Genomic DNA, 26,127 nt, shown 5'->3' with positions numbered 1-26,127 from the left:
GCCCTGGCACGGGTGTATCCGAAGCGGGCGACGATCCGGGAGCCGGCGGCGGCCGAGGGGTAGGTGCGGCGGATGATGGTCCGTACCCCCATCGAGACCCCGCAGGCGGACACCGCCCGAGCGGACCTCATCAAGGAGTTCGGCCACCTGGTGGTCGAGGTCCGACCGTGACGCCCTGAGATCGGACGCGATGCGCCGGCGCCTCCACCCGGTGGTGCGGCCCCCGTCATGCCGAGACCGACGGGCAGAGCCGGACGCTGCCAGCCCCTGTTCGGCACGGACACCTACGCGGGTGTCCGTGCCCGGGCCGGTTCGCTGCCGCCGGCCCGGGCCGGTACCGCAGTCGAGGTTCTTCATACGTCCTGGCCAGAGGACCGTTTCGAGTCCACCCGGCTGACGGTCCGCCAGGTCTGTTTCGCTTCTTGACTCACTCGATCGGGGCGCGCTGGTCCGGCTGTGGAGACGGACGACGCGGACCAGGTCCGCGATGACCTGCAGGATCACGTCGCTGAGCGGCTCGGTGAGCCGGATGGCGACGTGATCCTGTCACCGCTGGAGAGTCAGCTGACGATCTCGGCGTCCACGGGAGCCGCGGCCACCGCCGAGGTCATCGTCTTCTTGGCGGCAGCCAGACGCCTGGTGAGGCGTTGCACCTCGACGTCGAGGTTTTCAAGGTGCCGATGGGCTGCCACCGGGTCGGCCTCCGCCGCAGCCTTCAGTGCGCGGGGGGTGAGCAGCGAGGACACGCGCTCCCGCAGTACGACTGCGGAGTGGCTCAGGTCGCGCAGCTGCGCGGCGCCCGGCTGCTCCTCGTCTTCGGGGTCAGGAATTCCTGACCTCTGCTCGATGGGGGTGGGGTCAGAAATTTCTGACCCCACCTTCTGCCCGGGGATGGATGGTGCCGTCAACTCGGTGGCGAGTTCGACCAGCCTGGCCGCAGTGGGGCGCTTCTTGCCCTGCTGGATTGCCTCGGCCACGCCGAGTTCGACGACCGTGCGGGCGGTGTTCAGGTCGTGCGAGGAGATGACCGCAGCCACTGCCTTGCGGGCCGAGGCGCGAGTCAGGTACTGGCCGAGCTCCGGCCCCAGCTCCGCGACGGCCCGCACTCGGACCGCATCCTGCATCAGCTCGAAGACGTACTTCTCGTCCACGTCCAGCACTTCGGACGCCCATGCCGCGAAGTTGGTGTGGCCGGCTACCAGATGCAGCTCACGCTGCTGCGCGGTCTCCAGTAGGACGCCCTTGTTGAGGGCCACGAAGTCCTCGGCCCGTCGGCCGAGCCCGTCGATCTCGAGCAGCCGCGCGGTCACATAGGTGAGCTGCTCCTCGGGGGTGCCCGTGATGTCCTCGGCCGTGAGCACCCGGCCGCCCGTGAAGACACTTGGCGTGCCCGGGTTCTCCACCATCGCCGGCAGCGCGGAAGTGGCAGCCCGCTGCGCCGCGCCCTGCTGCAGTTCGGCGGGCACGGCCGGATCAACGGCGGAGTCCGGTGCCTTCTTCAGCCGGCTGGTCCCGGCCTGGATCAGCTTGTTGCCCATTGCAGAGACACTCCTGACGCAGTGAGGATTCGGTCGTAGGCATCCGTCAGCGCTCGGGCCTCCTTGCCGGTGGCCGCCGTGATCGGCACGCAGGCGAACCGGGTCTGCTGGCGCAGCGAGTGCCGGGGAATCGCGAGATCGTCGCGGTACAGCTCCCCGTACGTCTCCGACAAATAGCCTCCTATGGCGTCCTTCAGGGTGCTGCGCCCGCCGGGGACGATAGAGGGCACGATGCCGACCACCCGCAGGTCCGGGTTCATGCCGAGATCCTTGACCAGCTTGATGGTCGCGAGGGCCTCCTTGGCGCCGATGCGCCCGTCCTCGTCGAGGGTCGCCGGGATGATCACGTCGGTTGCAGCGACGAGGGCCGAGGTCACGAGCTTGCCGCCGGCGCGCGGCGGCAGGTCGAGAATTCCAACCGAGCCGGGCTTTATGGCCCCTTTCAGGGCGAGCCGCAGGCGGAATTCCAGCCCGACGGCGACATTGTCGGTCTCCCGGTTGGCCAAGGCACGCTCCGCCGCGATCACCTGGACTCCCGGCCACGCGTCGGACGCAGGGGCGAAGGCCTCCGCCGCCAGCCCGGTCTCGCCCCGGGGATCCAGGGCCAGCAGGTCGTTCATGGTGAAGGCCGGGGCCTCGTCTCCGGAGACGCCCAGCTCAGCGGTGAAGGTGCCGCGAGGGTCGAGGTCTCCGGCAACGACGTCCAGGCCCCGCTTCCGGGCAGCAGCTGTCAGGCCAGCCGCCATAGCGCTTTTCCCGACGCCACCCTTCTCGCTGTAGACCGCGATGACTTGATTCATGCCCGGCCCTCCGACCGTTGAATGCCCAGTGCACGGAAGGCAGGCTATCCGGGGCCCCAGTGCCGCGAAGAACACCACGGGCGTGTCATCGCATTTCCGGGCACCGCAAAAGCAGCCGCCGGGACGTGTCCGCAGGGCCGACGGCCGGTCGAGAAAGTCACTACCGAGGACGGTGAAGCGGCGCGCACGTTCATGCTGCGGACCTTGGAACGGAACCGGGCCGGCTGCAACAGCGGCCTGAGTGTCGACGGCGAACTCCGCCCCGCCTGACCGAGCCCTGCGCTGTGCCCGCCATGCAGACCTGCAGGGGGGCCGGGCCTCGGCGAGTGCCATCTCCTACGCTTCCACCGCTCCCGCAGTGGCCGGTCGCGGATGCCGCTTCCCGGCAACGCGAGGGCGTCCCGGGCGGGAGCGCAGGAGTTCGCAGATTCCCAGGGTGCGAACACGATGAACCGGGCCGTCGGGTTGCCGAGAGGGCGACGGGCGGCTTGCTCCCGGGTACTGCGCCGCACCGTTCCGTCCCCGCCCAGCCGTGATCAACGTCCAGGAGTACCACGTGAGTCAGACCGACACCCTGTTCCCCGACGATCGTCAGGAGGACACCGCCCCGGACCGTCGGCCCTGGCTGGTGCGCCGAGGGCTGCTCCTCGAAACCGGCCCCCAGCGCAGACTGGCCCTCGGAGGCTTCGTCAACCAGCTCGGAACCGCGGCCTTCCTGGCGACGGCGCCGCTGTACGCTCTGCGGGTGGTCGGCCTGTCCATCGGGCAGGTCGGCCTCGGCCTCGGGGTCGCGGGAGTGGTCGGCCTGCTCGCCGGACCGCCCGTCGGGCACCTCGCCGACCGCCGCGGCCCGCGCGGCGTCTTCCTGGTCACCCTGTTGATCCAGACCGTTTCCATGTTGTCGCTGCTGTTCGCCCACTCGTTCGTGGTGTTCATGGTGTCCATGGCGGTGACCGACCTGGCCGGTGCCTCGGGGGGCGCGGCGCGCGGCCCGATGATCCGTCGCTTCGGCGGTGACGAGGTGCCGAAGTTCCGCTCCTACCTGCGTTCGACCGCCTTCCTGGCCAGTACCTTCGGCGCGCTGGCCGCCGGCGTGGTGATCCAGCTCGACTCCGGCTCCGCCTACCGCGCGCTCATCGTCGCCAATGCCTTGACCTTCATCGGCTGCGCGGCCGTCATGCTCCGGCTGCCCAAGCTGGAGCCGCTGCCCGCACCGACCGAGTCGAACCGGTGGCTCGCGCTCAGGGACAAGCCGTACATGGCGTTCGTCGTGCTGGACGGCATCCTGTGGATCCAGGGCGAGGTGGTGACCTACGCCCTGCCGCTGTGGGTGGTCCTGCACACCCGTGCACCGCGCTGGTTCACCGGCATCGCGCTCGCCGTCAACACCGTGATGGTGGTCATCCTTCAGATCCGGACCAGCCGCGGGGTCAAGGGCGGCCAGGTCGCCGGCCGGGCCACCCGGCGCGCCGGGCTGGCGTTCCTGGTCGGCATGGCGGTCATCGCGATGGCCTCGGGCCTGCCGGGCTGGGCCGCCGCGGCGGTCATGACCGCCGGCGTCGTCATCCACACCGCGGGTTCGCTGTGGCACGCGGCCGGGTCGATGGAGCTCCGGTTCCGGCTGGCCCCCGCGCACGCGCAGGGACAGTACTCCGGTGTGTTCGGTATCGGCATGGGCCTCTGCTACACCATCGCTCCTGGCCTGCTCGGCCTGCTCTGCCTGAGCTGGGGCGTCCCCGGCTGGCGGGGCATGGGCGGCGTCTTCGTCGCGGCCGGCCTGGCCATGCCGTTCGTGGTCCGGTGGGCCGGACGGTCCCGGGAACTCAGCACCTGAGCGGGCGGACCCCGTCGAGCATCGCCGACCGGGCATGAGTGGGGAGGGGCGCGAGGAGGTGGGCGACGGGCACGGCCGACTGCCCGTTCCCGGACGGGGCGGGGTGTTGGCGCGGGTGGGCGAAGTGGCAGGTGCGGCCGACTTCGAGCAGGGCGGTGGTCTTCCCGGTGGCGGCGGGCCCGGTGAGGATCAGGCTGGGGCCGGTGCCGGACCGGGTCCTTCCGCCCGGCGGCCGGAACCCCACCGACGGGCACGGCAGGGTTGGCCGCGGTGCAGTGTCGGCGACCGGCGCCCGGACCGGCTCCCGCACTGGCCGGCCTGGCTGGCGCACCGGCCCAAGCCGTCGTCCGGCCCGTGCTCAAGCCGTCGTTCGGCCGTGCTCAAGCCGTCCGGCCGTGCACTGCTTCGGGCCCGGCTTCAACCGCCCGTTCCCGCGCCCAGGAGGCTGCGGGCCCGGGCTGCCAAGCCGTCGGCGCCGCAGTGGACGGCCAGTTCCAGGCCCCGGGTGAGCGTGGTGCGGGCGGCCGGGTCCGAGCCCAGCGCCTCGCCGAGGTCGACCAGGGCGATCGCGTGCTCGTAGCGGGCCGGCGACCGCTCCAGGTACCGCACCGCCTCCGCCAGCAGCTCGGCCGCCCGCGGCGCGTCGTGCACCGCGGCGCACAGCCGTAGTGCGCTGCCGACGGCCGAATCCGTCCGGGAATCCCGGGCCCGGCGGACCGCTTCCTCGGCGAGGGCGCGGGCCCGCTCCGGCTGGTCGGGGGAGACCACACGGGCCAGGTGCCCCAGCCACGGGGCCCATACCGTGTTGCGCCACCCCCGGGTGTCCAGGGCCGTGCCGGCGGCCGTCAGCACCTCGGCCGCGCCCGGCGCGTCACCCCGGGCCAGCAGCAGGCGGCCGTACAGCGTGGGGGCGTCGGGCAGCACCATCACCGTCGGGTACGGCGGGCCGAAGGCGTGCTCGCGGGCGAGCTCCAGGGCCTCCTCCACCCTGCCGCGCGCAGCCAGGGTCTCGGACAGTGCCCCGACCGCGTCCCAGTGCAGTGGGGTGTCCGGGCCGATCCGGCCGGCGATGCGCAGGGCCCGGCGCAGGTAGGCCTCCGCCTCGGCGAGCGCGCCGCAGCGAAACCGCAGCATGCCGGTGAGCAGGTAGGCGAAGCCGAGGTGGCCGCCGCTCCAGCCGGCGACCTCGTAGGCGCGCACCGCCTCGGTGAACAGCTCCTCCGCCCGGTCGACGCGGTCGGCGTACAGGTAGCTGAGGCCTAGGATCCCGGGCAGCTCGAAGCCCCAGGTGGTGTTGGTCCAGCCGAGGCTGCGGGGCAGTCGGCCCTGCGGCAGCGCGGAGTCGGCCAGCGCGAGCACCTGCGCGCGGTCGGCGCCGCGCAGCGTGAGGTCCCAGCAGCGCAGCACGGCCACCGCGTGGGCGAGACCGTCGTGTTCGAACACGGCCTGCACCGAGACCGGCGAGTCCGCATCCGCGTCGGTGTCGGTGCCGGTGTCGGTGAAGGCCAGTCCGACCGTGCCCAGCATCCGGTGGAACTCCGCCAGCCGCCGGGAGCGGCTGGCGCCGTCCTCGTCCTCGGACTGGAACGCGCCGAACATGAAGTGGGCGACCTCCAGGCGCAGCCGCCCCGGGCCGGGCGGGGTGCGCGCGGCTTCCTCGGCGCACAGCGCGGCGGCCTCGCCGACACGGTTGCTGTGGGCGAGGGCCTGGGCGAGCCGGAAGACCGCGTCCACCCGCAGCCCGGGGTCCAGCCCGTACGGGTCGGCGAGTGCCAGGCGCAGCTGGTTGACCGTGGTCGCCGGGTCGGTGAGCAGTGCCGAGCAGCCGAGCTCGTACAGCACCGAGGCCCGGTCCTCGTCGGCGGGCGGCTCGCTGATGGCGCGGCGCAGGCAACGCTGCGCGGCCTCGGGCGCGCCGATGGCCAGGTGTTCGCGGGCTGCCCGGCGCAGCTTGTCGACGATGCCGCCGTCGCCCTCGGGCAGGATCTCCAGCAGGTGCCGGGAGGCCGCCAGCAGGCCGAGGCCGGCATTCTCGACCTCGACGGCGGCGACCCCGTGCATGCCGGTGCGGGTGGCGGGCGACATCGACTGGTAGACCGAAGTGGCTACCAGCGGGTGGACGAACTCCAGCCGGCCCGCCGGTCCGCTGGTCAGCACCCGGTGCCGGCGCAGCTCCCGGACGGACTGGGCGGCGGCCTCCGGCCCCTGGGCGCAGATGGCGGCGGCGAGGTCGGGGCGGATGTCGGTGTCCAGTACCGACGCCGCCCAGGCGAAGCGCAGCGCGGGGGGCCCCAGCCGGTCCAGCCAGTGCCGCAACGTCATACCCCGGGCGGTGGCGGCGATCTCGCGCAGCAGCCCGGTGCTCTCCTCCACCGGGTCGAGCCGCTGGTCGGCGACCTCGTGCAGCAGGGCAGCAGTCTCGTACGGGTTCCCGGCGGTGACCGCCCAGACGTGGCGGCAGAAGGCGTCCTCGGCCTGGGTGCCCAGGGCGGCCCGGACCAGGTGCGCGATCGAGGCGGGCTGGAGCGGGCGCAGCTCGTGCCGGCGGTCGGCCCGGTCGGTGAGGAGCCGTTGCAGGGCCAGCGCGTCGTCGGGGAACTCGTCGCGGCAGGCGAGCACGACCAGGGCCGGCAGCTCCCGTGCCCGGACCGCGAAGCCGGCCAGCCAGCCCAGCGACTCCGGGTCGGCCCAGTGCAGGTCGTCGACCAGCACGGCCACCGGCGAGCGCAACTGCACGAGGCGGGTGAGGACGAAGTCCAGCCCGTCCCGCACACCCTGCGGATCGAGCTGCCCGCCGGGCGGCAGCAGTCCCGCCGCGGGGCCGACGACGTCCTCCCACGGCCCGAAGACCCGCGCCCGCTCGTCATCGGACAGGGCCGACAGTACCGGCCGCACCAGCTGGCGCACCACGTGGAACGGCTCGTGGCACTGCCGCTGCCCGCCACGGGCGAACAACACCGTGCAGCCCGCGCGCGTCGCCGCCCGCCGCACCTCGGTCAGCACCGCGGTCTTGCCCAGTCCTGCCGCGCCGGTGTAGAGCAGCAGCTCCCCGAGGCCGGCACCGGGCGGCGCGGTGAGCACCTCGATCGCCTGCGCCGCCGACCGGATCTCGGCCTCGCGCTCGTGCAACGGCCCGCCGCCCCACCCGGCCCCGGCCCCGCCGTCCCCGGCTTTCCCCTCCGCCACCCGCCGCCTCCAACATTCGCTCCGCCAGGGCCCGTTGCTGCCTGGTCCGTCGTTGCAGAGCGCCGAGCGTACTGCCGACCGCCGGCGGGTGGTGATGACTTGACAGAACGTCGGTCACCCCTCGCCGCCCAGGTGCTCCCGACGCCGACCGGCACCGGGTCCGCGGGCCAGGAGTCGAGCACCTGATGGGGCTGCTCCCGGACGGCGTCACGCACGCGGTCCAGCCGCACGACGACGGAGCCCGCACCCGGTGGCTGGACGACCCCGCGTATCCCCTGCCACGCTGACCACACCGACCACCCAGCGAGAGACGACAGCGCCGTGGACGACGAACCGCTGAGCGAGTGGGCCGCCCGTCGCACCCGGTGCCTGCGCCGGTCGGAGCGCGACGGGTCGTCACCGCGGCCGCCGCGCACCCCACCGCCCTGCGGCTGTTGCAGGAGTGGGACGGTCACGCCTGGGTGGCGATCGCCCTCACCGACGCACCGCCGACGACTGCGGTGGCGACCGGCTCCGGCCGCCACCGCCGGCCCTGACCGCTGCGCGGCACCACCCGCCCGGTCCACGACGGCCGGGCGGGCCCGCTCCGCCGCAACCTCGCCCGGGGGCCTGACGTAGCCGGGCCCGGCCCGCCGGTGCATCGTGCCCAAGGGCGAGGACATCGGGACGCGCCATGGCTAGCGTCGGCCAAGTGGCTCGTGAACGCGGGCACTTGGGCCACCGGCTGCCGCTCTGCCGAGCGCGGCCGTCACAGCCGCCCGTCACGAGGGGACGACCATGTTGGCCAAGCTGCGCGTACTCTTACGAGTCCCGAGAAGACCGGGACGTGCACTGCCGAGGCGGTTCGCCTCGGTCCTGACCGGGCTGGCCGTGACGGCCGGTGGGCTGCTTCCCGTCCTGGGTGCGACACCGGCGCACGCCAACGACGAGGTCTGCCGCCCGGGCTCCGGTGTGGCGGTCGCGTTCGGGTACACCCTCCAGCCCTGCGTGTACCAGGACTCGGACGGCGTCATCCACGCCAAGGTGACGTCCACCGGCGGGACCACCGACGTTCGGCTGTTCGTCCAGATCGGAACCCGTTACAACGGCGGTTCGGTCGCCTGGCAGGACTCGACGCTCACCGACTCCGCGACCAACGCCGGCGACCACGTGGGCTTCCGCACCACTCCCGGCACCGACAACGTCGCCTACTCCTCGCTCGTCAACCGGTTCGTGGCGGCCCCCAACACGACCTACTACGCCAGGGCGTACCTGACCAACTCCGGTACGCGGTACGGCGACGTGGAAGCCGGCCCGATCGGCGCGGGCGGCACCCCGTCCGACGGAGGGTCGACCTGGACCACCAGGGGCGAGCCCACGGTCGGCAAGCTCTACTACCACCTCGGTCCCGTCCAGTGGAACTGCACCGGCACGGTGATCGCGGTCGACCTCGTCGCCACCGCCGGCCACTGCATCTACAACAGCACGGGGCACGCCTTCGGCGGCCCTCCCGGCCTCTGGCTCAACGCCCCGAGCCCGGACAGGTTCGTGCCCAACGACAACTCCTCCGGCGGTGGCGTGGGCTCCTGGTACGCCCAGGACACCGGTTGGGTCACCAAGGGCTGGCACGACTACCACGCCGCCGACTACGACTTCGGCGTGTACCGGATCAAGCCGCGCTCCACCGACGGCGCGTACATCGGCAACGTGGTCGGAACCCACCGGTGGAAGGTCTCGAGCGGCGTGAGTGCGGCCTCGACGCCCACCTACACCGTCGGTTACCCGGGCGACTACTCCGACCCCCGGGCGTGCAACGCGCCGGCGACCCGGTTCAACGGCGACAACAGCCAACTCCGGCTCAGCTGCACGTTCGCCGAAGGCGCGTCCGGCGGTCCGCTCAGCGACAGCACGGGCACCGCGTACGCCAACGTCGGCGGGTACGAGCAGGGCGGCAGCAGCAGCTACCCCTCCTACGGCGTCGTGTGGAACAGCGCGTTCGACAACCTGGTCCGGTACCTGGAAACCGGCGGGAACACGTCGGCCGGAGCCAGCCCTGACGCCCCCTCGCAGGTGGACACCACCGCACCGCGAGTCGCCCCGAACGCCAACCCGGCTCTCGCCTCCCTGCCGGACGGCACCTTCCAGACGGCCTGGCACGGCGGGGACACCGACAATCCGACCGGCAGCCTGTGGATCGCCAATGGCAGCGGCACTTCCCTGAACGGGTTCTCCGAGCCGAACCTCCTCGGCGTCGCGGCCGGTACCAGCCCCTCCATCGTCGCCAATCCCGACGGGAGCTGGACGGCGGCCTGGCACGGCGCCGACTCCGACAACCCCGGCGGCAGCCTGTGGCTGGCCACCGGTGTCGGCACCACCCTGACCTCGTTGTCCGAGCCGTGGAAGCTCGGTGTCGCGGCGGGTACGAGTCCGTCGCTGGCCGCACTGCCGGGCGGCGGCTGGGCGCTGGCCTGGCACGGGGCTGACACCGGCAACCCGGGCGGCAGCCTCTGGGTCGCCACGGGCTCGGGCACCACCATGGACGGTCAAGCGGCCGCCCCCTGGCTCCTCGGCGTCGCGCCCGGCACCAGCCCCTCCATCATCGGCAACTCCGACGGGAGCTGGACGGCGGCCTGGCACGGCGCGGACACCAGCAACCCCGATGGCAGCCTCTGGCTGGCCACCGGCCGCGGCACCACCCTGAACGGCCAAGCAGCCGCCCCCTGGCTCCTCGGTGTCGCGGCGGGTACGAGTCCGTCGCTGGCCGCACTGCCGGGCGGCGGCTGGGCGCTGGCCTGGCACGGGGCTGACACCGGCAACCCGGGCGGCAGCCTCTGGGTCGCCACGGGCTCGGGCACCACCATGGACGGTCAAGCGGCCGCCCCCTGGCTCCTCGGCGTCGCGCCCGGCACCAGCCCCTCCATCATCGGCAACTCCGACGGGAGCTGGACGGCGGCCTGGCACGGCGCGGACACCAGCAACCCCGATGGCAGCCTCTGGCTGGCCACCGGCCGCGGCACCACCCTGAACGGCCAAGCAGCCGCCCCCTGGCTCCTCGGCGTCGCGCCCGGCACCAGCCCGGCCCTGACCACAGCGCCCGGCGGCGGCTGGGAAGCCGCGTGGATCAGCGCGGACGGCAAGAGTCTGTGGCTGGCCACCGGAACAGGAACCACCATGACCGGCCGGGCAGCCGCCACCGGCTAGGAAGACTGACGAGGATCTCGGTGTGATCGGGGCTGCCGCCGTCGGCCGGCAGCCCCGATCTGCCAGGCGGCGCCGTCGGGGGTGAGTCCGTGGCTGATCAAGGCCCGTAGGTCGAGGTCGGAGGCGCGGGCCGGCGCGCCAGTCGCACGCCGTCTTCACGTTGGCGGGGAAGACCGCGGCGGACAACGCCGCCGCACCGAGGCCTGCGCGCCGGGTGCGCGGACCCGCCAGAATCCGCAGGCCAAGTCCGCCGGGGTCGTCGCCACGTGGTGCACCGCTACGGCATCAGCCACGACATCGGCTTTGGGATAGGACCGGACCTGGCCCCGGGCGATCCGCCGTGAGGATGAGCCACTGCGGCCGTCGTCCGCCACCGCCCAGCGGCTACGCCACCGCGCAGCGGCTACGCCGACGCCCGCGCGCCGCGCTGGGCGGTTCACCGCTGGTCCGGTCCCTCTCGTCCCTCCCGGCGCTGGAGCGGCACCGGACGCGTCCGGCCGGCCCCGCATCCCCCTCGGCTCCGGCGCCGTCTAGCATGTCGTCCCACGACCGGAGAGCGGTGCGACCACGGGGGGCGGCGTGAGGGAGTCCGCGGGTTTCGGGTGTTCGGCCTGCTGCGCGGAAGACGCCGCGGTGGCACGGGCGCACCATCAGAGCCACACCGGGGTCCGGGTCGAGGGGATGGTCCGGGACGACTCGCACTTCATCGTCTCCGTGCAGCGCTGCGGCCTCTGTGCGCAGGCCTTCGTGAGCGTCTTCACCGAATACGTCGACTGGGTCGCCTCGCAGGACGCCCAGTACCGGACCGTGCTGCCGATCACGGACGCCGAGGCGGGCGACCTGATGGCGGGGCGGCTGAGCCCGCACCGGGTCGGGGCTCTCGGGCGCGGTCGCCGCCACCTGCAGAGCGACTGGCCGAGCGAGGCCGACGAGCCGTCCGTCTACTGGGACAGCGGCGTGTTCGAGGTACGCGAGGGCTACTGACTCGGCCGGCTCCCCGGAGCGCGGCATCCCGATCTCCACCTGTCCACGGCCCTGGCACGGCCGGAAGCTCTCCGGCCGGTCGGGCACCCGGCCCGGATGGGGCCACCGGGAGCGCCCGGCCCCGCGCTGGGGAACGGAGCCGGGAGTGCCTGGGCGGCTGTCGACCGCCGGGGCGGCACCTTCGAGGGGTCGTCCCGGCTCGCTGCCGAGGCCGGGGACCTGCGGATCCGGCGAGGGCCGGCTGGACTCCGCCAGGACATCCCGGGCAGGGAAGGCGGCAGCGCGCCCGCGGCGATGCCCAGGTCCCGCTCGCCACCACGGCGCCCAGTCCCCGCCCGCCGCCACGGCCGGCGCCGGACCGCTACCACCCGTGATGGCGGCCCGGGCCACCCCTGTCCGCTCAGGCTGCGACACTGGGGATCATGACTGACCCTCGCAGCCTTTCGCTGCCCGCCTTCTCCGACCCTTCCGCCGATGCGCCCCGTCCCGTCCAGTCCGGCGGGCACCGGCCGCTGCCGGTCGAGCAGGGCGCCGACTTCCGCCAGCCGCCCGGCGAAACCGTTGCGGTACCTGCCCCGGCCCGGCGTCCGCTCGCGCCCGGCGGCCTGACCTTCTCCGACCCGGACCGGCAGATCTGACCGGATCCGTCGGCGCTGCACCGTCCCGACCTGCGGAGCGTTCGGAGGCCGGCGCTCGGCCAAGGCCACGGCCTCGGCCTCGGCCTCGGCGGGAGTCGGTCAGGGGCAGGCGCACGGTCGCTGCCCTGGTCGCCGAGGTCTGAGCCCTCGCCGGTCCGGCTGGGCCGGGTACCACCTCGACGGCACCGTTCACCGTGCGGAGGGAACCCGGCGGCGGACGGTGCGTTCAGCCGCCGCCGCGGGCGAGGCCGCCCGCGATGGTGAGCCGGACGGGCAGGACACCGGTCGATTACGTCCCCGCGCCGGGCCGTCGCGCCCGTGGTCACGCCGCCGCGCGCTCGGCAGCCGGACGCCGCCGCAGTTCCCGCCGGAGGACGGCCGGCGACTGGTAGGCCATGTCGAGCGTGCCCGTGTCCGTACCGGGCGGCACGATGGCGTCGATCCGGTCCAGGACGTCGTCCGGGAGCGTGGTCCCGGCGCCCGCGAGCAGGTCCTCCAGGTGTGCCATCGTGCGCGGCCCGAGGAGCGCGGACGTGACGCCGGGGTGGGCGAGGACGAAGCCCATGGCCAGACGGGTCAGCGGCATGCCCGCATCCTCGGCGAGCGGGATGAGCTGTTCGACGACGTCGAGCCGCCGGTCGTCCTTGAGGTGCCGGAAGCCGTACTGCGAGCGGTGCGTCGCGGCCTCCTGCCCCTTCCGGTAGCGCCCGGTCAGCAGCCCGCCGCCGAGCGGCGACCAGACCAGGGTGCCCATGCCGAACTCCTGTGCCACCGGGAGCACTTCGCGCTCGATTCCCCGGTTGAGGATCGAGTACACGGGTTGCTCGGTACGCGGCCGGGCGAGGCCGCGCCGTTCGGCGACCCAGTGGGCCCGGACGAGCTCGGAGGCCGGCATGGCCGACGTGCCGAAGGTGCGGATCTTGCCGGTCCGCTGCAGGTCGGTGAGGGCCCCGAGGGTCTCCTCGATGTCGGTGTCGGGGTCCGGGCGGTGGATCTGGTAGACGTCCACGTAGTCGGTGTCGAGGCGGCGCAGTGAGTCCTCCAACGCGCGCACCAGCCAGCGCCGGGACGCGCCTTGGTGGTTCGGCTCGTCGCTCATCGGGTTCCGGGCCTTCGTCGCGAGCACGACGTCGGCCCGACGGCCCTTCAGCGCGCGGCCGACGATCTCCTCCGACTCGCCGTGCGCGTACATGTCGGCCGTGTCGACGAGGTTGATGCCGGCGTCGAGGGCCCGGTGGACGATGCGGACGCAGTCGTCGTGATCGGTGTTGCCGAGCGCGCCGAACATCATGGCGCCGAGGGCGTAGGGGCTCACCTTGATCCCGGTCTGGCCGAGGCTGCGGTAGTGCATGTTCTCTCCTGGGGTCCGTCTGCGGGTGCTGTCACCAGCGTGCCGGGGAACGGCCGGACGATGAATGCTTTTGAGTCCCGATTTCTTGCGCGAGAGTACGGTTATGACTCCAGACCGACTCTCCGAAGCACTCGACCTGGTCGAGGTCCGCGGCGTCCTCACCGGCGGCATCGCCGCTCGCGGCGGATGGTGGGGCCGCGGACCGCTCGCCGACCCGGTCAAGTTCTTCGCGCTCGTCAGCGGGCGGGCCCGCCTGACCACCGACGGGATCGACGAACCGGTCGACCTCGTGGCGGGTGACGTGGCGATCCTCGCCGGGCGCTCCTGGGTCTCGTTCCAGGCCGGCGCGGAACCCCGCCAGGAGGTGCAGCCGGAATCCGACTTCTCCTCCGACCGCTTCGCGTCGGCGGACCGCGACGCCGACGACATCGTGATCGGTGGCTGCGTCGATCTGAACGAGGCCGGCAGAACGCTCCTCCTGGGATCACTGCCACCCGTGGCCCACATCAGGCCGGCCGGTGACGACGACCGGCTCCTCGCGGCCCTGCTGCGGCTCTTCGACGAGGCGACCGCGCGGCGGCTCGGCTCGGCCTTCGCGATCCGGCAGTACGGCCAGCTCTTCCTGCTGGAGCTGTTGCGGTCCTACGTCGACCAGACCGCGCTGCCGCCCGGCTGGCTGCGCCTGCTCGTCGACGAGCGCCTCCGCCCCGCCCTCGACCTGCTGCACGGCCGCCCCGGGCGCACCTGGGGGCTCGAGGAGTTGGCGCGGGCCGCCGCGATGTCCCGGACGACCTTCGCCGAGCGGTTCCGGGAAGCAGCCGGTGTGCCACCGCTGACGTATCTCGGGCGGTGGCGCATGCTGCTCGCCCAGCGCGCGCTGCGCGACGGTGACGCCCGTGTCGCGGAGCTCGCCGAGGAGTTGGGCTACGGCTCGGAGAGCGCCTTCAGCGTGGCGTTCAAACGGGTCGTCGGCGAGTCGCCGATGCGCTACCGGGTCCGCGTGCGCCAGAACGTCACCGGCCGCGCCCGCACCGGGGCGCCATGACGTGCCGGTCCCGCGACGTGCCGGTCCTGCTCGGCTTCCTGCGAGGCCCGGCCGGCGCGGGCACCGCGTCCGCCCCGCCCCGCCCCGGGCCGGACGGCCGGGCAGGGCTGGGAAGCCGTCCCGTGCGGGGGGCCCGCGCCGCCCCGGGCCTGCCCTCACGAATCGTCGCAAACACGACCGCGACCGCAAACACGACCACGACCGCGACCGCGGATGTGGACGGGCCGGGATCCGCGGCGGGTGACACGCCCGGAACGCCACTACGCCGTCGACACCGCCGCGCGCCTGGGACGATGCCCGCCGGGCCCGCTCGGACGGATCTGCCGGACGGCGCCGGGCGCCGACCGCCGGAAGCCCGTCCAGCCGGAAGGTGGAGCAGGTTGAGGTCGAGAAGAACCGCTGAATCCGAGCCCTTGCCGCTGGTCGTCATCGGTGGCGGGGCCGCGGGACTCAGTCTGGCCGACCGGCTGGTCGGACACGGACCCGGACCCGGGCCCGGGCCCGAGGGACACCGGCCCCGCCCGTGGCTCGACCTGACCGTCCTCGAGGCCCCTGAGGGCCCGCTGCGGCCGCCGCCGCGGACCTGGTGCTTCTGGGACGACGGCCCGGGGGAGTACGAGCAGGCCGTCACCGCGCAGTGGTCCCGGCTGCGGATCACCGGCCCGGACGGGAGGGCCGTCGAGGTGGAGCCCGCCCCGCTGCGCTACCGGATGCTGCGCTCCACCGCGTTCGAGGAACTGGTGCACGAGCGCCTCGGCGCCCACCCCGGGACCAGGATCCTGCGGGCCACCGTCCACCGGGTGCAGACCCGGCCGGACGGACGCCCCGGCGCCCGCGTGGTCGCCACCGACCCGGCCGGTCGGCCGCTCACCCTCGACGCCCGGTACGTGTTCGACTCCAGGCCGCCGGTGCGGCCGCCACTGGCCCGGACCGCTCTCCTGCAGCACTTCCGCGGCTGGTTCGTGCACACCGACCGCCCGCGCTTCGACCCCGGCACGGCCCATCTGATGGACTTCCGCGTCCCGCAGCCCGCCCACGGCCTCGCCTTCGGCTACGTCCTGCCCCTGGCCGCCGACCGCGCCCTCGTCGAGTACACCGAGTTCTCCCGGCGCCCCCTCACCACCGCCGGATACGAGCACGCGCTGCACGACTACACCCACCGGATCCTGGGCCTGGGCGCCCTCACGGTGGAGGACGTCGAACAGGGGGTCATCCCCATGACGGACGGCCGCTTCCCCCGCCGGGCCGGGCCCGCACACGTGCGCATCGGCACCGCCGGCGGCGCCACCCGCCCGGCCACCGGCTACACGTTCAGCGCCGTCCAGCGACAGAGCCGGGCCATCGCCGCCGCCCTCGGCCGGCCGCGGGCATCCGGGCGGAACGCACCCGCGCCCGCACCCCACCGCCGGCGGGCCCTGGCCATGGACGCCGTCCTGCTGCGGGCCCTGGACACCGGCCGGATCGACGGCCCCCGCTTCTTCACCGACCTGTTCCGCCGCACCCCCGCCGCCCAAGTCCTGCGATTCCTCGACGGCCGGAGCACCCCCGCGGAGGACCTGCGCATCGGCTTGCGCTGCCCCGTCGGCCCGATGCTGCGCTGCGCCGCCGAACTGCCCCTGCTGCCCCGCCGCGCCCTGCCCGGCGCCGGACCCGAACCCGAACCCGCACCCGGACCCGAACCCGCACCCGACGCCTCCGAGGAGAACCGTTGACGTCGCTCCTGCGCGACCGCGACCTCATCCGTGCCTTCGACCACGCCGCACCGGCCTACGACCTGCTGACCGCCCTCAACCCCGGCCACCGTGGCGCCCTGCGCCGCTCGGCCCGCCGACTGCGCCTGCCCGCCGGCGGGGCCGGCCTGCACGTGCTGGACCTCGGCTGCGGCACCGGGGCCTCGACCCGGGCGCTGCTCGAAGCCGTGCCACACGCCCGGATCACCGCAGTCGACGCCTCCGCCGGCATGCTGGCACGGGCGGCCGCGAAGCCCTGGCCGCAGAACGTCGCCTTCCTCCACCGCACCGCCGAACACCTGCTGGCCGCCGCCACCTCCACCTCCACCGCCACCACCGCCACCGCCGCCGCCACCGCCACCGGCGCCGACACCACCGGCGCCACCGTCCCCCCGGGGCAGCGCTACGACGCGGTCTTCGCCGCCTACCTGTTCCGCAACACCACCGACACCGACGCCGTCCTCGCCGGTGTGCACACCCTGCTGCGACCGGGCGGGCGCCTGGCCGTCCACGAGTACAGCCTCAGCGGCTCGACGGCGCACCGGATGCTGTGGAACGCCGTCTGCCGGACGGTCGTCGAGCCCGCCGGGGCACTCACCGGCGACCGCGGCCTCTATCGCCACCTGCGCCGCAGCGTCCTGGACTTCGACACCGCCCCGCACTTCGCCGCCCGCCTGGCACGGGCCGGATTCGCAGCGGTGCGCACCCTGCCGGCGGCCGGGTGGCAGACCGGCATCGTCCACACCTTCCTCGCCGTCCGCCCCCGTCCGGCGGCCGCCCCGCCCGCCGCCGCGGCGCGCCCGGGCCCTGCCCACCCGGAGGCGCACGCGTGAGGAACACGACGCCCGCCGCCCGACGCGGCCGCGACCGCCGGGCCGAAACGGTGCAGGCCGCACCGGGCCACGCCCGCTTCCCCGGAGCGGAACCGCCCCGGGTCGCCGTCGTCGGCGGCGGCATCGCCGGCCTGGCAGCCGCCACCGCACTCGCCGAACGCGGCATCGCGGTGACCCTCCACGAACGCGAGCCCGTGCTGGGCGGAAGGGTCGCCGGCTGGCCCACCCGCCTCGCCGACGGCTCGACGGCGACCATGAGCCGCGGCTTCCACGCCTTCTTCCGCCAGTACTACAACCTGCGCGGTCTACTACGGCGCACCGACCCCGGGCTCACCCGGTTGACCGCCCTGGCCGACTACCCGCTGCGCCACAGCTGCGGACTGACGGACAGCTTCGCCCGGGTGCCGCGCACCCCTCCGCTCAGCGCGGCCGGATTCGCGCTCCTCAGCCCCACCTTCGGCCTGCGTGACCTGGCCGCCCTGGACGCTCGGGCGGCCCTGCCCCTGCTCGACGTCCGCGTCCCGGAGGTGTTCGAACGGTACGACGGCACCAACGCCCACGACTTCCTGGAGAAGATCAACTTTCCCGCGGGCGCCCGACACCTCGCCTTCGAGGTGTTCTCCCGCAGCTTCTTCACCGACCCGCGCCGACTGTCCGCCGCCGAACTGCTGCTGATGTTCCACATCTACTTCCTCGGATCCTCCGAAGGACTGCTGTTCGACGTCCCCACGGAGCCCTACCCGCAGGCCCTGTGGCAGCCCCTCGCCGACTACCTGGGCACCCTGGGCGTCGACCTGCGCACCGCGTCCCCCGTCGACCGGGTCCGGCCGCTGCCCGGCGGCGACATCGAGGTGGTGACCCCGGCCCGGGGCGCCGAGCGCCACCGGGCCGTCGTCCTGGCCCTCGACGCCGACGGCCTGCGGCGCCTCGTCGCCGCCTCGGACCACCTCGGCGACCCGCACTGGCGCGCCGACATCGCCGCCCTGCGCACCGCGCCGCGCTTCCTGGTCTCCCGGCTCTGGCTGGACCGCCCCCTCGCTCCGCACCGGCCCGGATTCCTCGGCACCAGCGGCTACGACGGACTGGACAACGTCAGCGTCCTCGACCGCTGGGAGGGAGAGGCGGCGCGGTGGGCCGCCCGCACCGGCGGGTCGGTGGTCGAACTGCACGCCTACGCCGTGGACGGGGACGCCGACCGTGCCGGGGTCGAGAAGCGCATGACGGCCCGGCTGCACGAGGTCTACCCGGAGACCCGCGGCGCCCGCCTCGTGGACGCGCGCCACGAGTGGCGCAGCGACTGCCCGGTGTTCCCGGTCGGCGGATGGGCCCGCCGCCCCGGCGTCGTGACCCCGCACCCCGCCGTCGTCCTTGCCGGGGACCTGGTGCGCACGGACCTGCCGGTCGCCCTGATGGAACGCGCCGCCACCACCGGCTTCCAGGCCGCGAACGCGCTGCTCGCCCGCTGGGGCGTGGCCGGCCAGACCCTGTGGTCCGTCCCCCGGGCCGGCCGCTGTCGCCCGCTGCGCGCCCTGGCCCGCCGGGTGGCCCCCTGAACGGCCCCTGGACGGCTCCCGGCCAGCCGGTCGGCGGCCGGTCGGCGGCCGGGAGCCCGGGCGCTCAGCCGGGGAAGCGGCCGGTGCTGCGCAGGGCCCATCGGCGCTCCGCGTAGGCCAGGTCGTCGCGCCACAGCCGCCCGGCCGTACGGCGCATCACCGGCCGCAGGACCGGAGCGAGTGCCCGCGCCACGGCGAAGCCGCGCCGCCCGGACGCGGCGACCACCGCCTCCACGACCGCCGTCCGCGGGGCGGGGGCGAAGGGGGCGGTGAGCGCGGTGGCGTGGGTCTCGACCACCGACCCGGCCCCCTCGCCGCGGGCGATGCGCATCACCACGGTGCGGGGCCCGGGCGCGGTGAACACCGCCCGCACCGGCACGACCAGCCGCCCCGCCACCCGGAACGACACGTCGACGACGAACCCGTCGTCCTGGTCCCCGGCCGCGTCCGGCACCGCCACGACCCGGAGATCGGTGAAGGCGTAGGGATGCAGCCAGGAACCGTGCCACGGGTCCAGGCGGTTGGCCACCACGTCCTGCGGCTCGCACCGCCCCAGGCCGGTGTACACCGCCGAGACGGTCCCCTCCGGGGCGGGGCGCCGCGGCACCGCCGGGCGCTGCGTCGGCTCCTCACCGCCGACGGCGTCCAGCCGCACCCAGGCGAGGACCCCGTCCTCGTGCACCGGGTAGCGCTCCCACCCGGCGGACCGTACGCCGTCCAGGGCCAGACCGTGCCAGTGGCACACCAGCGTGCCGCCCACCACCAGGCCGTCCTTCAACGGCGCGCCCAGGTGCGGGCAGACACCCGAACCGGCCCGCAGCGTCCCGCCGCCGTCCCGCCACAGCACCACCTCCCGCCCGCCCACCAGGCGTCCGCACGGCCGGCCGCGGGAGGCGATGCTCCCGGCCGGGCCGACGACGTACCAGTTCCCGGACGGCCGGGCCGTCGCCCGGGCCAGGGCGGACGCGATCAGCGCGGGCTTCGCCGCCTGCCACGACGGCTCCTGCCCCGACCGGTTCGGGCCCCGGCGCAGCCGCAGCGGCGAGGTCCGGCGCCGTCCGGGTGGCGCGCTCACCGCGCCGCCCCCCGGCCGCGCCGGGCCGCCGGGCGGTGGTGCGGCGGTCCGGAGGCGGAGCCACCCCGGGCAGCCACCGGCACCCGGGCGGCCAGGACGCGCGCCAGCCCGGCCGCCGCGACGGCTGCCCGGCGGCGCCGCGGCACCGCCGAACGCCGGTGCAGCACCGCGTACCCGTCCTCGGCGATCGCGTCCAGGATGCCGCCGTAGAGCACGAAAGCGGTCCGGATGCAGGGCCGGACCCTGGGCTCCAGCATCGCGATGCCCGGCTGCGCGTCCCGGTAGACGCCGCGGGTCAGCCCCGCGGCGGCCACCAGGGCGGCCCGGATGCGGGCGTCGTCACGGCCGGTCCGACGGCTCCACTGCAGGAGCGGCCGGTCGACGCCGTGGGCGGCGAGCAGGTCGCCGGGCAGGTAGACCCGGCCGCGGTCCAGGTCCTCGCCCACGTCGCGCAGGAAGTTGGTCAGCTGGAACGCCACCCCGAGGCGGGCCGCGTACGGCTCGGCCTCGGCACGGTCCGTCACCGTCCCGAGGACGGGCAGCATCTGCAGACCGATCACCGCTGCCGAGCCGTGCATGTAGCGGTGGAGGTCCTGGTAGGTCGGATAGTCGGTGACGGTGAGGTCGGCGCGCATCGAGGCCAGGAAGTCGGTGAACAACCGCGGGTCGATGCCGTACCGGTCGGCGGTGTCCGCGACCGCCCGTACCACCGGGTGGGCCGCGCCCCCGCCCCGCAGGCCCGCGGCCAGGTCCTCCTCCAGCAGTCCCAGCAGCCGGTCCCGTTCCGCGGGCGTCTCGCGCCGGTCCAGCCCGTCGACGATGTCGTCCGCCCAGCGCGCGAACCCGTACAGGGCGTGGACCGCGCACCGGCGTTCCACCGGAAGCAGCCGGGCGGCCGGGAAGTACGTGCGCCCGTGCCGGGCGTTGAGGTCGCGGCAGGCGGCGTACGCGGCACGCAGGGCCGGCGCCGTGATGCCTGCGGCGTCCAGCTCACGGGCCGTCATGAGCGGCTCCTGCGATCGGGCAGGGGAGGGGGCGCACCGGGTGCCCCGAGTGCGCCGAGTGCCCCAGGCGCGGAGGGCGCCCCGGACGCGGCGGCCCGGTGATGCGGGCGGCGGCGAGCTTCCCGCGGATCAGCACCGTGGGAACGCCGACGCCGGGGGTGGTGCCGCAGCCGGCCACCACCGCGTTCTCCAGCCCCCGCACCAGGTTGCGCGGCCGGAACGGCCCGGTCTGGGCGAGGGTGTGGGCCGCGGAGAACGGCGTGCCGGCCGCATGCCCCCGGGCGGCCCAGTCGGCCGGGGTCACCAGGAGCTCCTCCTCGATGGCGCCGCCGATGCCGGTGAGCCCGCGCTGCTCCAGGGTGTCGAGCAGGTGGCGCCGGTAGCCCGGTGCCAGGTCGCCCCACGTCGTGGCGTCCGGGCCGACGACGGTGTTGGGTGCCGGCGCCAGGACGTAGTGGGTGTGGCGGCCGGCCGGGGCGAGCGACGGATCGGTGGCGGTCGCACGGGTGATCAGCAGTGAAGGGTCCGTCATCAGCTCTCCGGTGCGGGTCAGTTCGTCGAAGGTCCGTTCCCAGGCGTGGCCGAACGACAGGGTGTGGTGCGCCAGCTCGGGCCAGGTGCGGTCGGTGCCCAGGTGCAGGACCACCGCGGACGGCGAGAACCGCAGGGGCACCCACCGGCGGGGCGCCCGCCCCAGCAGCCGGTACGTCACGGGCAGGTCGGGCGTGAGGACGACCGCGTCGCAGGGAATGCGCTCGCGGTCCGTGACGACGGCCGTCACCCGCTGCCCCGACCGCTCCAGGCGCCCGACCGTGCTTCCGTAGCGGAACTCGGCGCCCGCCGCCGCGGCGGCCCCGGCCAACGCCCGGGGGAGGACGTGCATGCCGCCACGCGGGAACCACACCCCGGCCACGGTGTCCATGTAGGCGATGACCGCGTACGCGGCCAGCGCCCGGGCCGGCGCCACCCCGGCGTAGAGGGACTGGAAGGAGAAGACCCGGCGCAGCCGCTCGTCGCGCAGGTGGTGCCCGATCCGCGGGGCGAGCCGGCCGAACCCGCCCAGCGCCGCCAGGCGGCCCAGGTCCGGGGTGAGCAGTTGCCAGGGGGAGTCGAAGTTGGTGTCGATGAAGCGCCGCATCTGCGCGTGGTAGAGCCGGGTGAGCCAGTGGCGCAGGTCCCGGTAGCCCGCCGCCTCCCGCGGCCCGGCGAACCGCTCCACCTCGGCCTCCATCGCGTGCGCGTCCGTGTGCACGTCCAACGAGCTGCCGTCCGCGAAGCGGGCCCGGTACGCGGGGTGCAGCGGCAGCAGTTCGACGTGCTCGCGCAGCGAGGTGCCGACGGCCCGGAACGCCTCGTCGGCCAGGTGCGGCATGGTCAGCACGGTGGGACCGGTGTCGAAGAGGTAACCGCCGCGCCGGATGCGACCGGCCCGCCCGCCGGGAGCGTCGTCCCGCTCGACGACGGTGACGCGCCGCCCGGCCCCGACCAGGTGGCAGGCGGCCGACAGTCCGGCCAGGCCCGCTCCCACGACGACGACGTGATCAGCCGACGGCACGGCGCGGTTCATGCACCCGCCCGCTCATGGGGGAGCGGACCGCGCCCGGGTGACGCGGCGTCGACCGCTGCCGCGTCGGCGCGGGCGCGCCCGCGGGCCACCGGCCGGGCGAGGGGTACGTCGAGCGCCCGGCCCACCGCGCCCGGCACGTCGGGGTTCACCCCTTCCACCGCGGCCGGGCCTCCCGTAGCAGGCGCCGGACCGGTCCCTCGGGGTGAGGCGGCGGGCACCACCGGTGACGACGGACTGGACATCGGGCTCGCTTTCGACGTCGCGTTCCGGTGCCCCTGCGCGTGCGGACCCCGGGGCCCGCGCGGCCACCGTGGCAGCGGGCTCTGTTCGTCTATCCCCGGCCTCGGCGCTCCAGTCGCCCGCGGCGCACGATTCCCCCTTCGAACGGGCAAAGCCCCTCCATCGGCACAACCCCCGCCGGGGGAGCGCGGCCCGCACCTGTGTACGACCGCTCCGGCCGGTCGGCCGGTCGGTCGGTGGGGAAGCAGCCGGCCGCCGGCGGTCACTCACTGGTGAAGGGACGGGTCGCCGGTCCGGCGCAGGTGGGCGTCGACCAGGGCGAAAACGGCTTCGGGCTGTTCGAGCTGCGGAAGGTGGCCCGCCCCGGGGATGACCTCGAGTCGGCCGGTGCCGAAGGCGTCGGCGTACGCCGCGCCGTAGGCGGGGGTGACGATGCGGTCGCTCTCGCCCCAGAGCAGGAGGGCGGGCACCCGGACCTGTCCGAGCCGACGCAGCAGCGTGGGGTCGTGCATGTAGGGGTCGCCGGCGAGGACGCGCATGGTGGCCATGTTGGCGTGTCTGCGCGCGAGTTCTTCGGCCGGGACGTCGGCCGGGGCGACGTAGGACCGGTCGGGGTCGTGCCAGGAGTGCTCCGCGACGCCGCGGGCGTCCAGGGCGAAGACGTCGGTGATCGGTTCCGTCTCGACCTGGACGCCGACGGCGTCGATCAGGACGAGGCCCGTGATGGTTCCCGCGCTGTCGCGTACGGCCATCTCGGCGGCTATCCAGCCGCCGAGCGAGGAGCCGACGACGAGAACGTCCCGCAGTCCGCGCTCGTGCAGGAGGCGGAGGTAGACGAGGGCGAGGTCGTCGACTCCGGTGAGCCACGCGGGGCGGTGGGTGCCGTCCCAGCCCGGGTGCACGGGCGTGATGGTGCGTGCGGTGCGGGAGAGGTGTCGGGCGAGGCCGACGACGGTGGCGGGGCCTCCGCCGCCGTGCAGGACGAGGACCGGCCTGCCGGCTCCCCCCTCGTCCAGCGTGAGGGACAGGTCGGCGGATGCGACTGATGCGTCTGTGGTCATGGCCGCAGCGTAACTAAACATCTTTAAATAAGCTAGCTTGGTTATCGCGTAGGCTGACTCCATGCACAGTGAGCTGCAAGAACTCGGCAGAGCGGTCAAACAAGCCCAGTACCGGCAGCACCGGGCTCGACAGCGCGCTGTCCGCCATCGGCACGACGCTGGCCCAGTGGGACGCGCTGCGCGCGATCGGCCGCTCACCCGGCGCGTCGGCCCGCGAGTTGGCCGCAGCGACGTTCCAGACCGAGCAGGCCTTCGGAACGCTCGCCGGCCGCCTGGCAGCCCAGGCCCTCGTCGAGCGCCGGCCGGGCCACGGCCGGCGCATCGAGCACCATCTCACGCCCGTCGGCGAGCAGGTCCTGGCGGACGGCCACACGGTTGCCGACAGGGTGCTCGCCGCCTGCTTCTCGGCCTTGCCCGACCCGGACCGCGCAACCCTGCTCGACCTGCTCCGGCGCCTCACCGCAGAACAGGACACGTAGACCTGCCGCAGGAACCCCGCCTGCGGGTTCCCGTCCCATCCTGAGCGGTGCTCCGCCCGTCGAAGGCCGCTGCGTACGTTTCTCAGCGGGGTGCGCGTAGCACCGGGTCGAGGGCGAGGCGGTTGTCGGTGGGGTGGTGCCCCTCGGGGCTGAAGGGCGGGACGGCCGCCGGCAGGCAGTCGGCGATCAGGAGCAGTCCTGGTGGCGGTCTTCGGCGGTTGCCGCGACCAGCGGTTCGCCGTCGGGCCCCCAGATCCGGAGTTGCCCCGATACTGCCACGCTCCGGCGGGGACCTGTTCCCAGCCGCGGCGGTTGGCGTAGGCGACGAACAGACGCCAGACGGCGGCCATGGCGGGAATGATGTGCCGGGTGGCGTCCTGGTAGGGGACGCGGCTCATAGTGCCGTCGACCAGGCGGAAGTGGCCGTCCGCGGCGGTGGGCCCCAGCACGATCTGTGCGCCGCGCTCGGCCAGGTACTGGTAGAGCGGCGGGAACTCGCATTCGTAGCAGTTCAGCACGCCCACCGGGATGCCGTTGATCGGGACCAGGGGCGGTAGCTCCTGGCCGAAGGAGTAGTTGCGCCGTTCGGCGGCTCCGTACAGGTGGGTCTTGCGGTAGTTCGCGGCCACCTGCCCGTCGGCGGCGATCACGCTGATGGAGTCGTAGAAGTCATCCCCCTCGCGCTCGGGGTAGGGCAGGACCACGGACAGGCTGTTCTCCTTGGCTGCCAGGCGGGCCCGGTCGATGGAGGGCCCCTGGGAGTGCTCCGCCAGTTCCCGGCACTGGCCGGGGTCGATGGCGTACCCGGTGGTGTACTTCTCCGGGAACACCACCACCTGGCAGTCGTAGTCCGCGGCCAGAGCGGTGACCTCGTCCAGCCGGTCCATGTTCTGCTCCACCGCCTCCCGGCTGCCGACCGCCCCCTGGCCCTGGTACAGCGCCACCCGCAGGCCCTCGCCGACGGCGGGCGCGGTGCGCAGGGCGGAGCGGAACACGACACGAACAGGCTGCCTCATCGGTAAGTGCGCTTTCTGTGACCGGCGATCCCAGCAACCGCCACACCAGAAGAAACGACACATCACCCAGTGAGACACCATGATCCGTTGGGCGGAGGAGGCGGCCTGTCCGGCCCGGCCGGGCGGGTGCACGCCCTCGCCTTCGGTGTCGTCGGTACCCCCTCGGAGCGACTGGGGAGCGGGCGGGAGCGGCCCCGTCCGGTGACGGACCTGCGGACGCCGCCCCGGACGGCCTCGCCGCGGCTAGGCCGGCGTCCGGTCGGCGCCGGTGAGGAGGGTTCGCAGGGTGGCGGCCATGGCGTGCCGGGCCTCCTCGGGGCTCAGGCCGGATGAGCGCCAGTGGAACCAGGCACTCCATGTGGTGACTGCGTCCAGGGCGTTGAGCAGGTCGGTCCGGGCCGGCTCGGGGAGCGGGTCGAGCTCTGCGGCGAAGATCTGCGTGAGCCGCAGCCGGGCGAAGTCCAGCATCTGCTGGATGCCCTCCTGGACCCGGGCGGACGGGTTCTCCAGCCGCAGGACGGCGAGCCGGGCCGGCGTGAGGCCTTCCAGGATGCGGGCGCGCTGCTCCGCGACGGCCGTTACCCGTACCTCCCGAGGGCCCTCGACGGGGATCGGCCGGACCTGGCCCAGCAGCTGCTCCAGGCGTCGGCTGACGGCGACCTCGGCCAGCTGCGCCATGTCCGTGAAGTGGTGGAACACCAGCCTGCGGGAGACGCCGGCGCGTTCGGCGACCTTGTCGGCGGGGAAGTGCGCCTGGTTCTCGTCGAGCAGGGACAGCATCGCGTCGGCGATCTTCTCGCGGGTCTGGCGTCCGCGTTCCGTGCGTCCGTCGGGGGCCGGTGTGGCGGCTCCGGTCTGCTTCACGTGGGCTCCTCGCCCTCTCGTTGACATTCTTGCACCGTGAGTGCAAGTGCACGTGTTGCACTGGTAGTGCAATTAGTTTCGGTGGGCTTCTCGGACGATCCCGGCGCGGGATCCCGCCGCGATCCCGCCTGCGTGATCTCGCCTGGGCG

General features: G+C 74.2%; 18 protein-coding genes and 2 pseudogenes. 10 read left to right on the top strand and 10 right to left on the bottom strand.

The window, feature by feature from the left end; all coding sequences use genetic code 11:
- Nucleotides 1-560: 560 nt before the first annotated feature.
- Together AC0B61_RS33240 and AC0B61_RS33235 are read right to left on the bottom strand one after the other, a co-directional pair.
- A complete protein-coding gene (locus AC0B61_RS33240) occupies nucleotides 561-1,538 on the bottom strand; it encodes a hypothetical protein (protein WP_471745609.1) in 978 nt (325 codons plus the stop codon).
- A complete protein-coding gene (locus tag AC0B61_RS33235; RefSeq protein WP_471745607.1) occupies nucleotides 1,523-2,338 on the bottom strand; it encodes a ParA family protein in 816 nt (271 codons plus the stop codon). Before AC0B61_RS33235 ends, AC0B61_RS33240 begins: the two co-directional genes overlap by 16 nt.
- Nucleotides 2,339-2,894: 556 nt before the next feature.
- Here AC0B61_RS33235 and AC0B61_RS33230 point away from each other — a divergent pair.
- The gene (locus tag AC0B61_RS33230; protein ID WP_471745606.1) at nucleotides 2,895-4,172 is read left to right on the top strand and encodes an MFS transporter; all 1,278 of its coding nucleotides are present in this window, start codon (nucleotides 2,895-2,897) and stop codon (nucleotides 4,170-4,172) included.
- A gap of 417 nt (nucleotides 4,173-4,589) precedes the next feature.
- Here the strand turns inward: AC0B61_RS33230 and AC0B61_RS33225 are convergent, their stop codons facing one another.
- Complete coding sequence (locus tag AC0B61_RS33225) at nucleotides 4,590-7,358, bottom strand: ATP-binding protein (RefSeq protein WP_471745605.1); 2,769 nt, start codon at nucleotides 7,356-7,358, stop codon at nucleotides 4,590-4,592.
- A gap of 365 nt (nucleotides 7,359-7,723) precedes the next feature.
- On the opposite strand from AC0B61_RS33225, the gene AC0B61_RS33220 reads away from it, so the two are divergent.
- From AC0B61_RS33220 to AC0B61_RS33205, 4 genes are all read left to right on the top strand, one after another.
- Nucleotides 7,724-7,894 carry a hypothetical protein gene (locus AC0B61_RS33220; RefSeq protein ID WP_471745603.1) on the top strand — a complete coding sequence of 57 codons (171 nt, stop codon included), beginning with the start codon at nucleotides 7,724-7,726 and terminating at the stop codon, nucleotides 7,892-7,894.
- A gap of 334 nt (nucleotides 7,895-8,228) precedes the next feature.
- The gene (locus AC0B61_RS33215) at nucleotides 8,229-10,538 is read left to right on the top strand and encodes a trypsin-like serine peptidase (RefSeq protein ID WP_471745601.1); all 2,310 of its coding nucleotides are present in this window, start codon (nucleotides 8,229-8,231) and stop codon (nucleotides 10,536-10,538) included.
- Nucleotides 10,539-11,171: 633 nt separating this feature from the next.
- Nucleotides 11,172-11,522, top strand: a complete 351-nt coding sequence (locus tag AC0B61_RS33210) for a hypothetical protein (protein ID WP_051710664.1) — start codon at nucleotides 11,172-11,174, stop codon at nucleotides 11,520-11,522.
- Between the two features lie 422 nt (nucleotides 11,523-11,944).
- Complete coding sequence (locus AC0B61_RS33205; RefSeq protein ID WP_030240318.1) at nucleotides 11,945-12,160, top strand: hypothetical protein; 216 nt, start codon at nucleotides 11,945-11,947, stop codon at nucleotides 12,158-12,160.
- A 322-nt stretch (nucleotides 12,161-12,482) separates the two neighbouring features.
- Here AC0B61_RS33205 and AC0B61_RS33200 read toward each other — a convergent pair whose 3' ends face one another.
- On the bottom strand, nucleotides 12,483-13,511 hold the full coding sequence (locus AC0B61_RS33200; protein ID WP_471745599.1) for an aldo/keto reductase: 1,029 nt from the start codon (nucleotides 13,509-13,511) through the stop codon (nucleotides 12,483-12,485).
- 103 nt (nucleotides 13,512-13,614) lie between these two features.
- Here AC0B61_RS33200 and AC0B61_RS33195 point away from each other — a divergent pair, with 103 nt between their 5' ends.
- From AC0B61_RS33195 to AC0B61_RS33180, 4 genes are all read left to right on the top strand, one after another.
- Entirely contained in the window at nucleotides 13,615-14,556 is a 942-nt protein-coding gene (locus AC0B61_RS33195; RefSeq protein WP_471745597.1) for a cupin domain-containing protein, read from the top strand.
- A 419-nt stretch (nucleotides 14,557-14,975) separates the two neighbouring features.
- Nucleotides 14,976-16,268, top strand: a complete 1,293-nt coding sequence (locus AC0B61_RS33190) for a lycopene cyclase family protein (protein WP_471745636.1) — start codon at nucleotides 14,976-14,978, stop codon at nucleotides 16,266-16,268.
- Nucleotides 16,265-17,119 (top strand): methyltransferase domain-containing protein, encoded by an 855-nt coding sequence (locus AC0B61_RS33185; protein WP_471745595.1) that lies wholly within the window; start codon nucleotides 16,265-16,267, stop codon nucleotides 17,117-17,119. Before AC0B61_RS33190 ends, AC0B61_RS33185 begins: the two co-directional genes overlap by 4 nt.
- Nucleotides 17,116-18,672 (top strand): FAD-dependent oxidoreductase, encoded by a 1,557-nt coding sequence (locus tag AC0B61_RS33180; RefSeq protein ID WP_471745594.1) that lies wholly within the window; start codon nucleotides 17,116-17,118, stop codon nucleotides 18,670-18,672. Before AC0B61_RS33185 ends, AC0B61_RS33180 begins: the two co-directional genes overlap by 4 nt.
- Nucleotides 18,673-18,736: 64 nt before the next feature.
- Here AC0B61_RS33180 and AC0B61_RS33175 read toward each other — a convergent pair whose 3' ends face one another.
- The 4 genes from AC0B61_RS33175 to AC0B61_RS33160 all read right to left on the bottom strand — a co-directional run bounded on the left by AC0B61_RS33175 (nucleotide 18,737) and on the right by AC0B61_RS33160 (nucleotide 23,619).
- Complete coding sequence (locus tag AC0B61_RS33175) at nucleotides 18,737-19,747, bottom strand: DUF5914 domain-containing protein (RefSeq protein WP_471745592.1); 1,011 nt, start codon at nucleotides 19,745-19,747, stop codon at nucleotides 18,737-18,739.
- Nucleotides 19,744-20,751: a phytoene/squalene synthase family protein gene (locus tag AC0B61_RS33170; RefSeq protein ID WP_471745590.1), complete on the bottom strand. Its 1,008-nt coding sequence runs from the start codon at nucleotides 20,749-20,751 to the stop codon at nucleotides 19,744-19,746. The genes AC0B61_RS33175 and AC0B61_RS33170 overlap by 4 nt, the downstream gene beginning before the upstream one ends.
- Nucleotides 20,738-22,318: a phytoene desaturase family protein gene (gene crtI / locus AC0B61_RS33165; RefSeq protein ID WP_471745588.1), complete on the bottom strand. Its 1,581-nt coding sequence runs from the start codon at nucleotides 22,316-22,318 to the stop codon at nucleotides 20,738-20,740. Before crtI ends, AC0B61_RS33170 begins: the two co-directional genes overlap by 14 nt.
- A 506-nt stretch (nucleotides 22,319-22,824) precedes the next feature.
- The gene (locus AC0B61_RS33160) at nucleotides 22,825-23,619 is read right to left on the bottom strand and encodes an alpha/beta fold hydrolase (RefSeq protein ID WP_471745635.1); all 795 of its coding nucleotides are present in this window, start codon (nucleotides 23,617-23,619) and stop codon (nucleotides 22,825-22,827) included.
- A 61-nt stretch (nucleotides 23,620-23,680) separates the two neighbouring features.
- On the opposite strand from AC0B61_RS33160, the pseudogene AC0B61_RS33155 reads away from it, so the two are divergent.
- Nucleotides 23,681-24,098: pseudogene (locus AC0B61_RS33155) on the top strand (MarR family winged helix-turn-helix transcriptional regulator).
- Between the two features lie 269 nt (nucleotides 24,099-24,367).
- Here the strand turns inward: AC0B61_RS33155 and AC0B61_RS33150 are convergent.
- Together AC0B61_RS33150 and AC0B61_RS33145 are read right to left on the bottom strand one after the other, a co-directional pair.
- Nucleotides 24,368-25,114 (bottom strand): annotated as a pseudogene (locus AC0B61_RS33150) (nitrilase-related carbon-nitrogen hydrolase); the annotation flags it as partial.
- Between the two features lie 243 nt (nucleotides 25,115-25,357).
- The gene (locus AC0B61_RS33145; protein ID WP_471745586.1) at nucleotides 25,358-25,978 is read right to left on the bottom strand and encodes a TetR/AcrR family transcriptional regulator; all 621 of its coding nucleotides are present in this window, start codon (nucleotides 25,976-25,978) and stop codon (nucleotides 25,358-25,360) included.
- Nucleotides 25,979-26,127 lie beyond the last annotated feature (149 nt).

The organism is Kitasatospora sp. NPDC023385 (genome assembly GCF_055664045.1).
Note: the sequence above shows the minus strand (reverse complement) of the source record. Positions and strands in the feature narration are given on the sequence as shown.

Bases quoted from the DNA above. Each gene is read 5' to 3' on its own strand.
- AC0B61_RS33240 (WP_471745609.1), bottom strand. From the start codon at position 1,538: ATGGGCAACAAGCTGATCCAGGCCGGGACCAGCCGGCTGAAGAAGGCA.
- AC0B61_RS33235 (WP_471745607.1), bottom strand. From the start codon at position 2,338: ATGAATCAAGTCATCGCGGTCTACAGCGAGAAGGGTGGCGTCGGGAAA.
- AC0B61_RS33205 (WP_030240318.1), top strand. From the start codon at position 11,945: ATGACTGACCCTCGCAGCCTTTCGCTGCCCGCCTTCTCCGACCCTTCC.
- AC0B61_RS33200 (WP_471745599.1), bottom strand. From the start codon at position 13,511: ATGCACTACCGCAGCCTCGGCCAGACCGGGATCAAGGTGAGCCCCTAC.
- AC0B61_RS33195 (WP_471745597.1), top strand. From the start codon at position 13,615: ATGACTCCAGACCGACTCTCCGAAGCACTCGACCTGGTCGAGGTCCGC.
- AC0B61_RS33170 (WP_471745590.1), bottom strand. From the start codon at position 20,751: ATGACGGCCCGTGAGCTGGACGCCGCAGGCATCACGGCGCCGGCCCTG.
- crtI (WP_471745588.1), bottom strand. From the start codon at position 22,318: ATGAACCGCGCCGTGCCGTCGGCTGATCACGTCGTCGTCGTGGGAGCG.
- AC0B61_RS33160 (WP_471745635.1), bottom strand. From the start codon at position 23,619: ATGACCACAGACGCATCAGTCGCATCCGCCGACCTGTCCCTCACGCTG.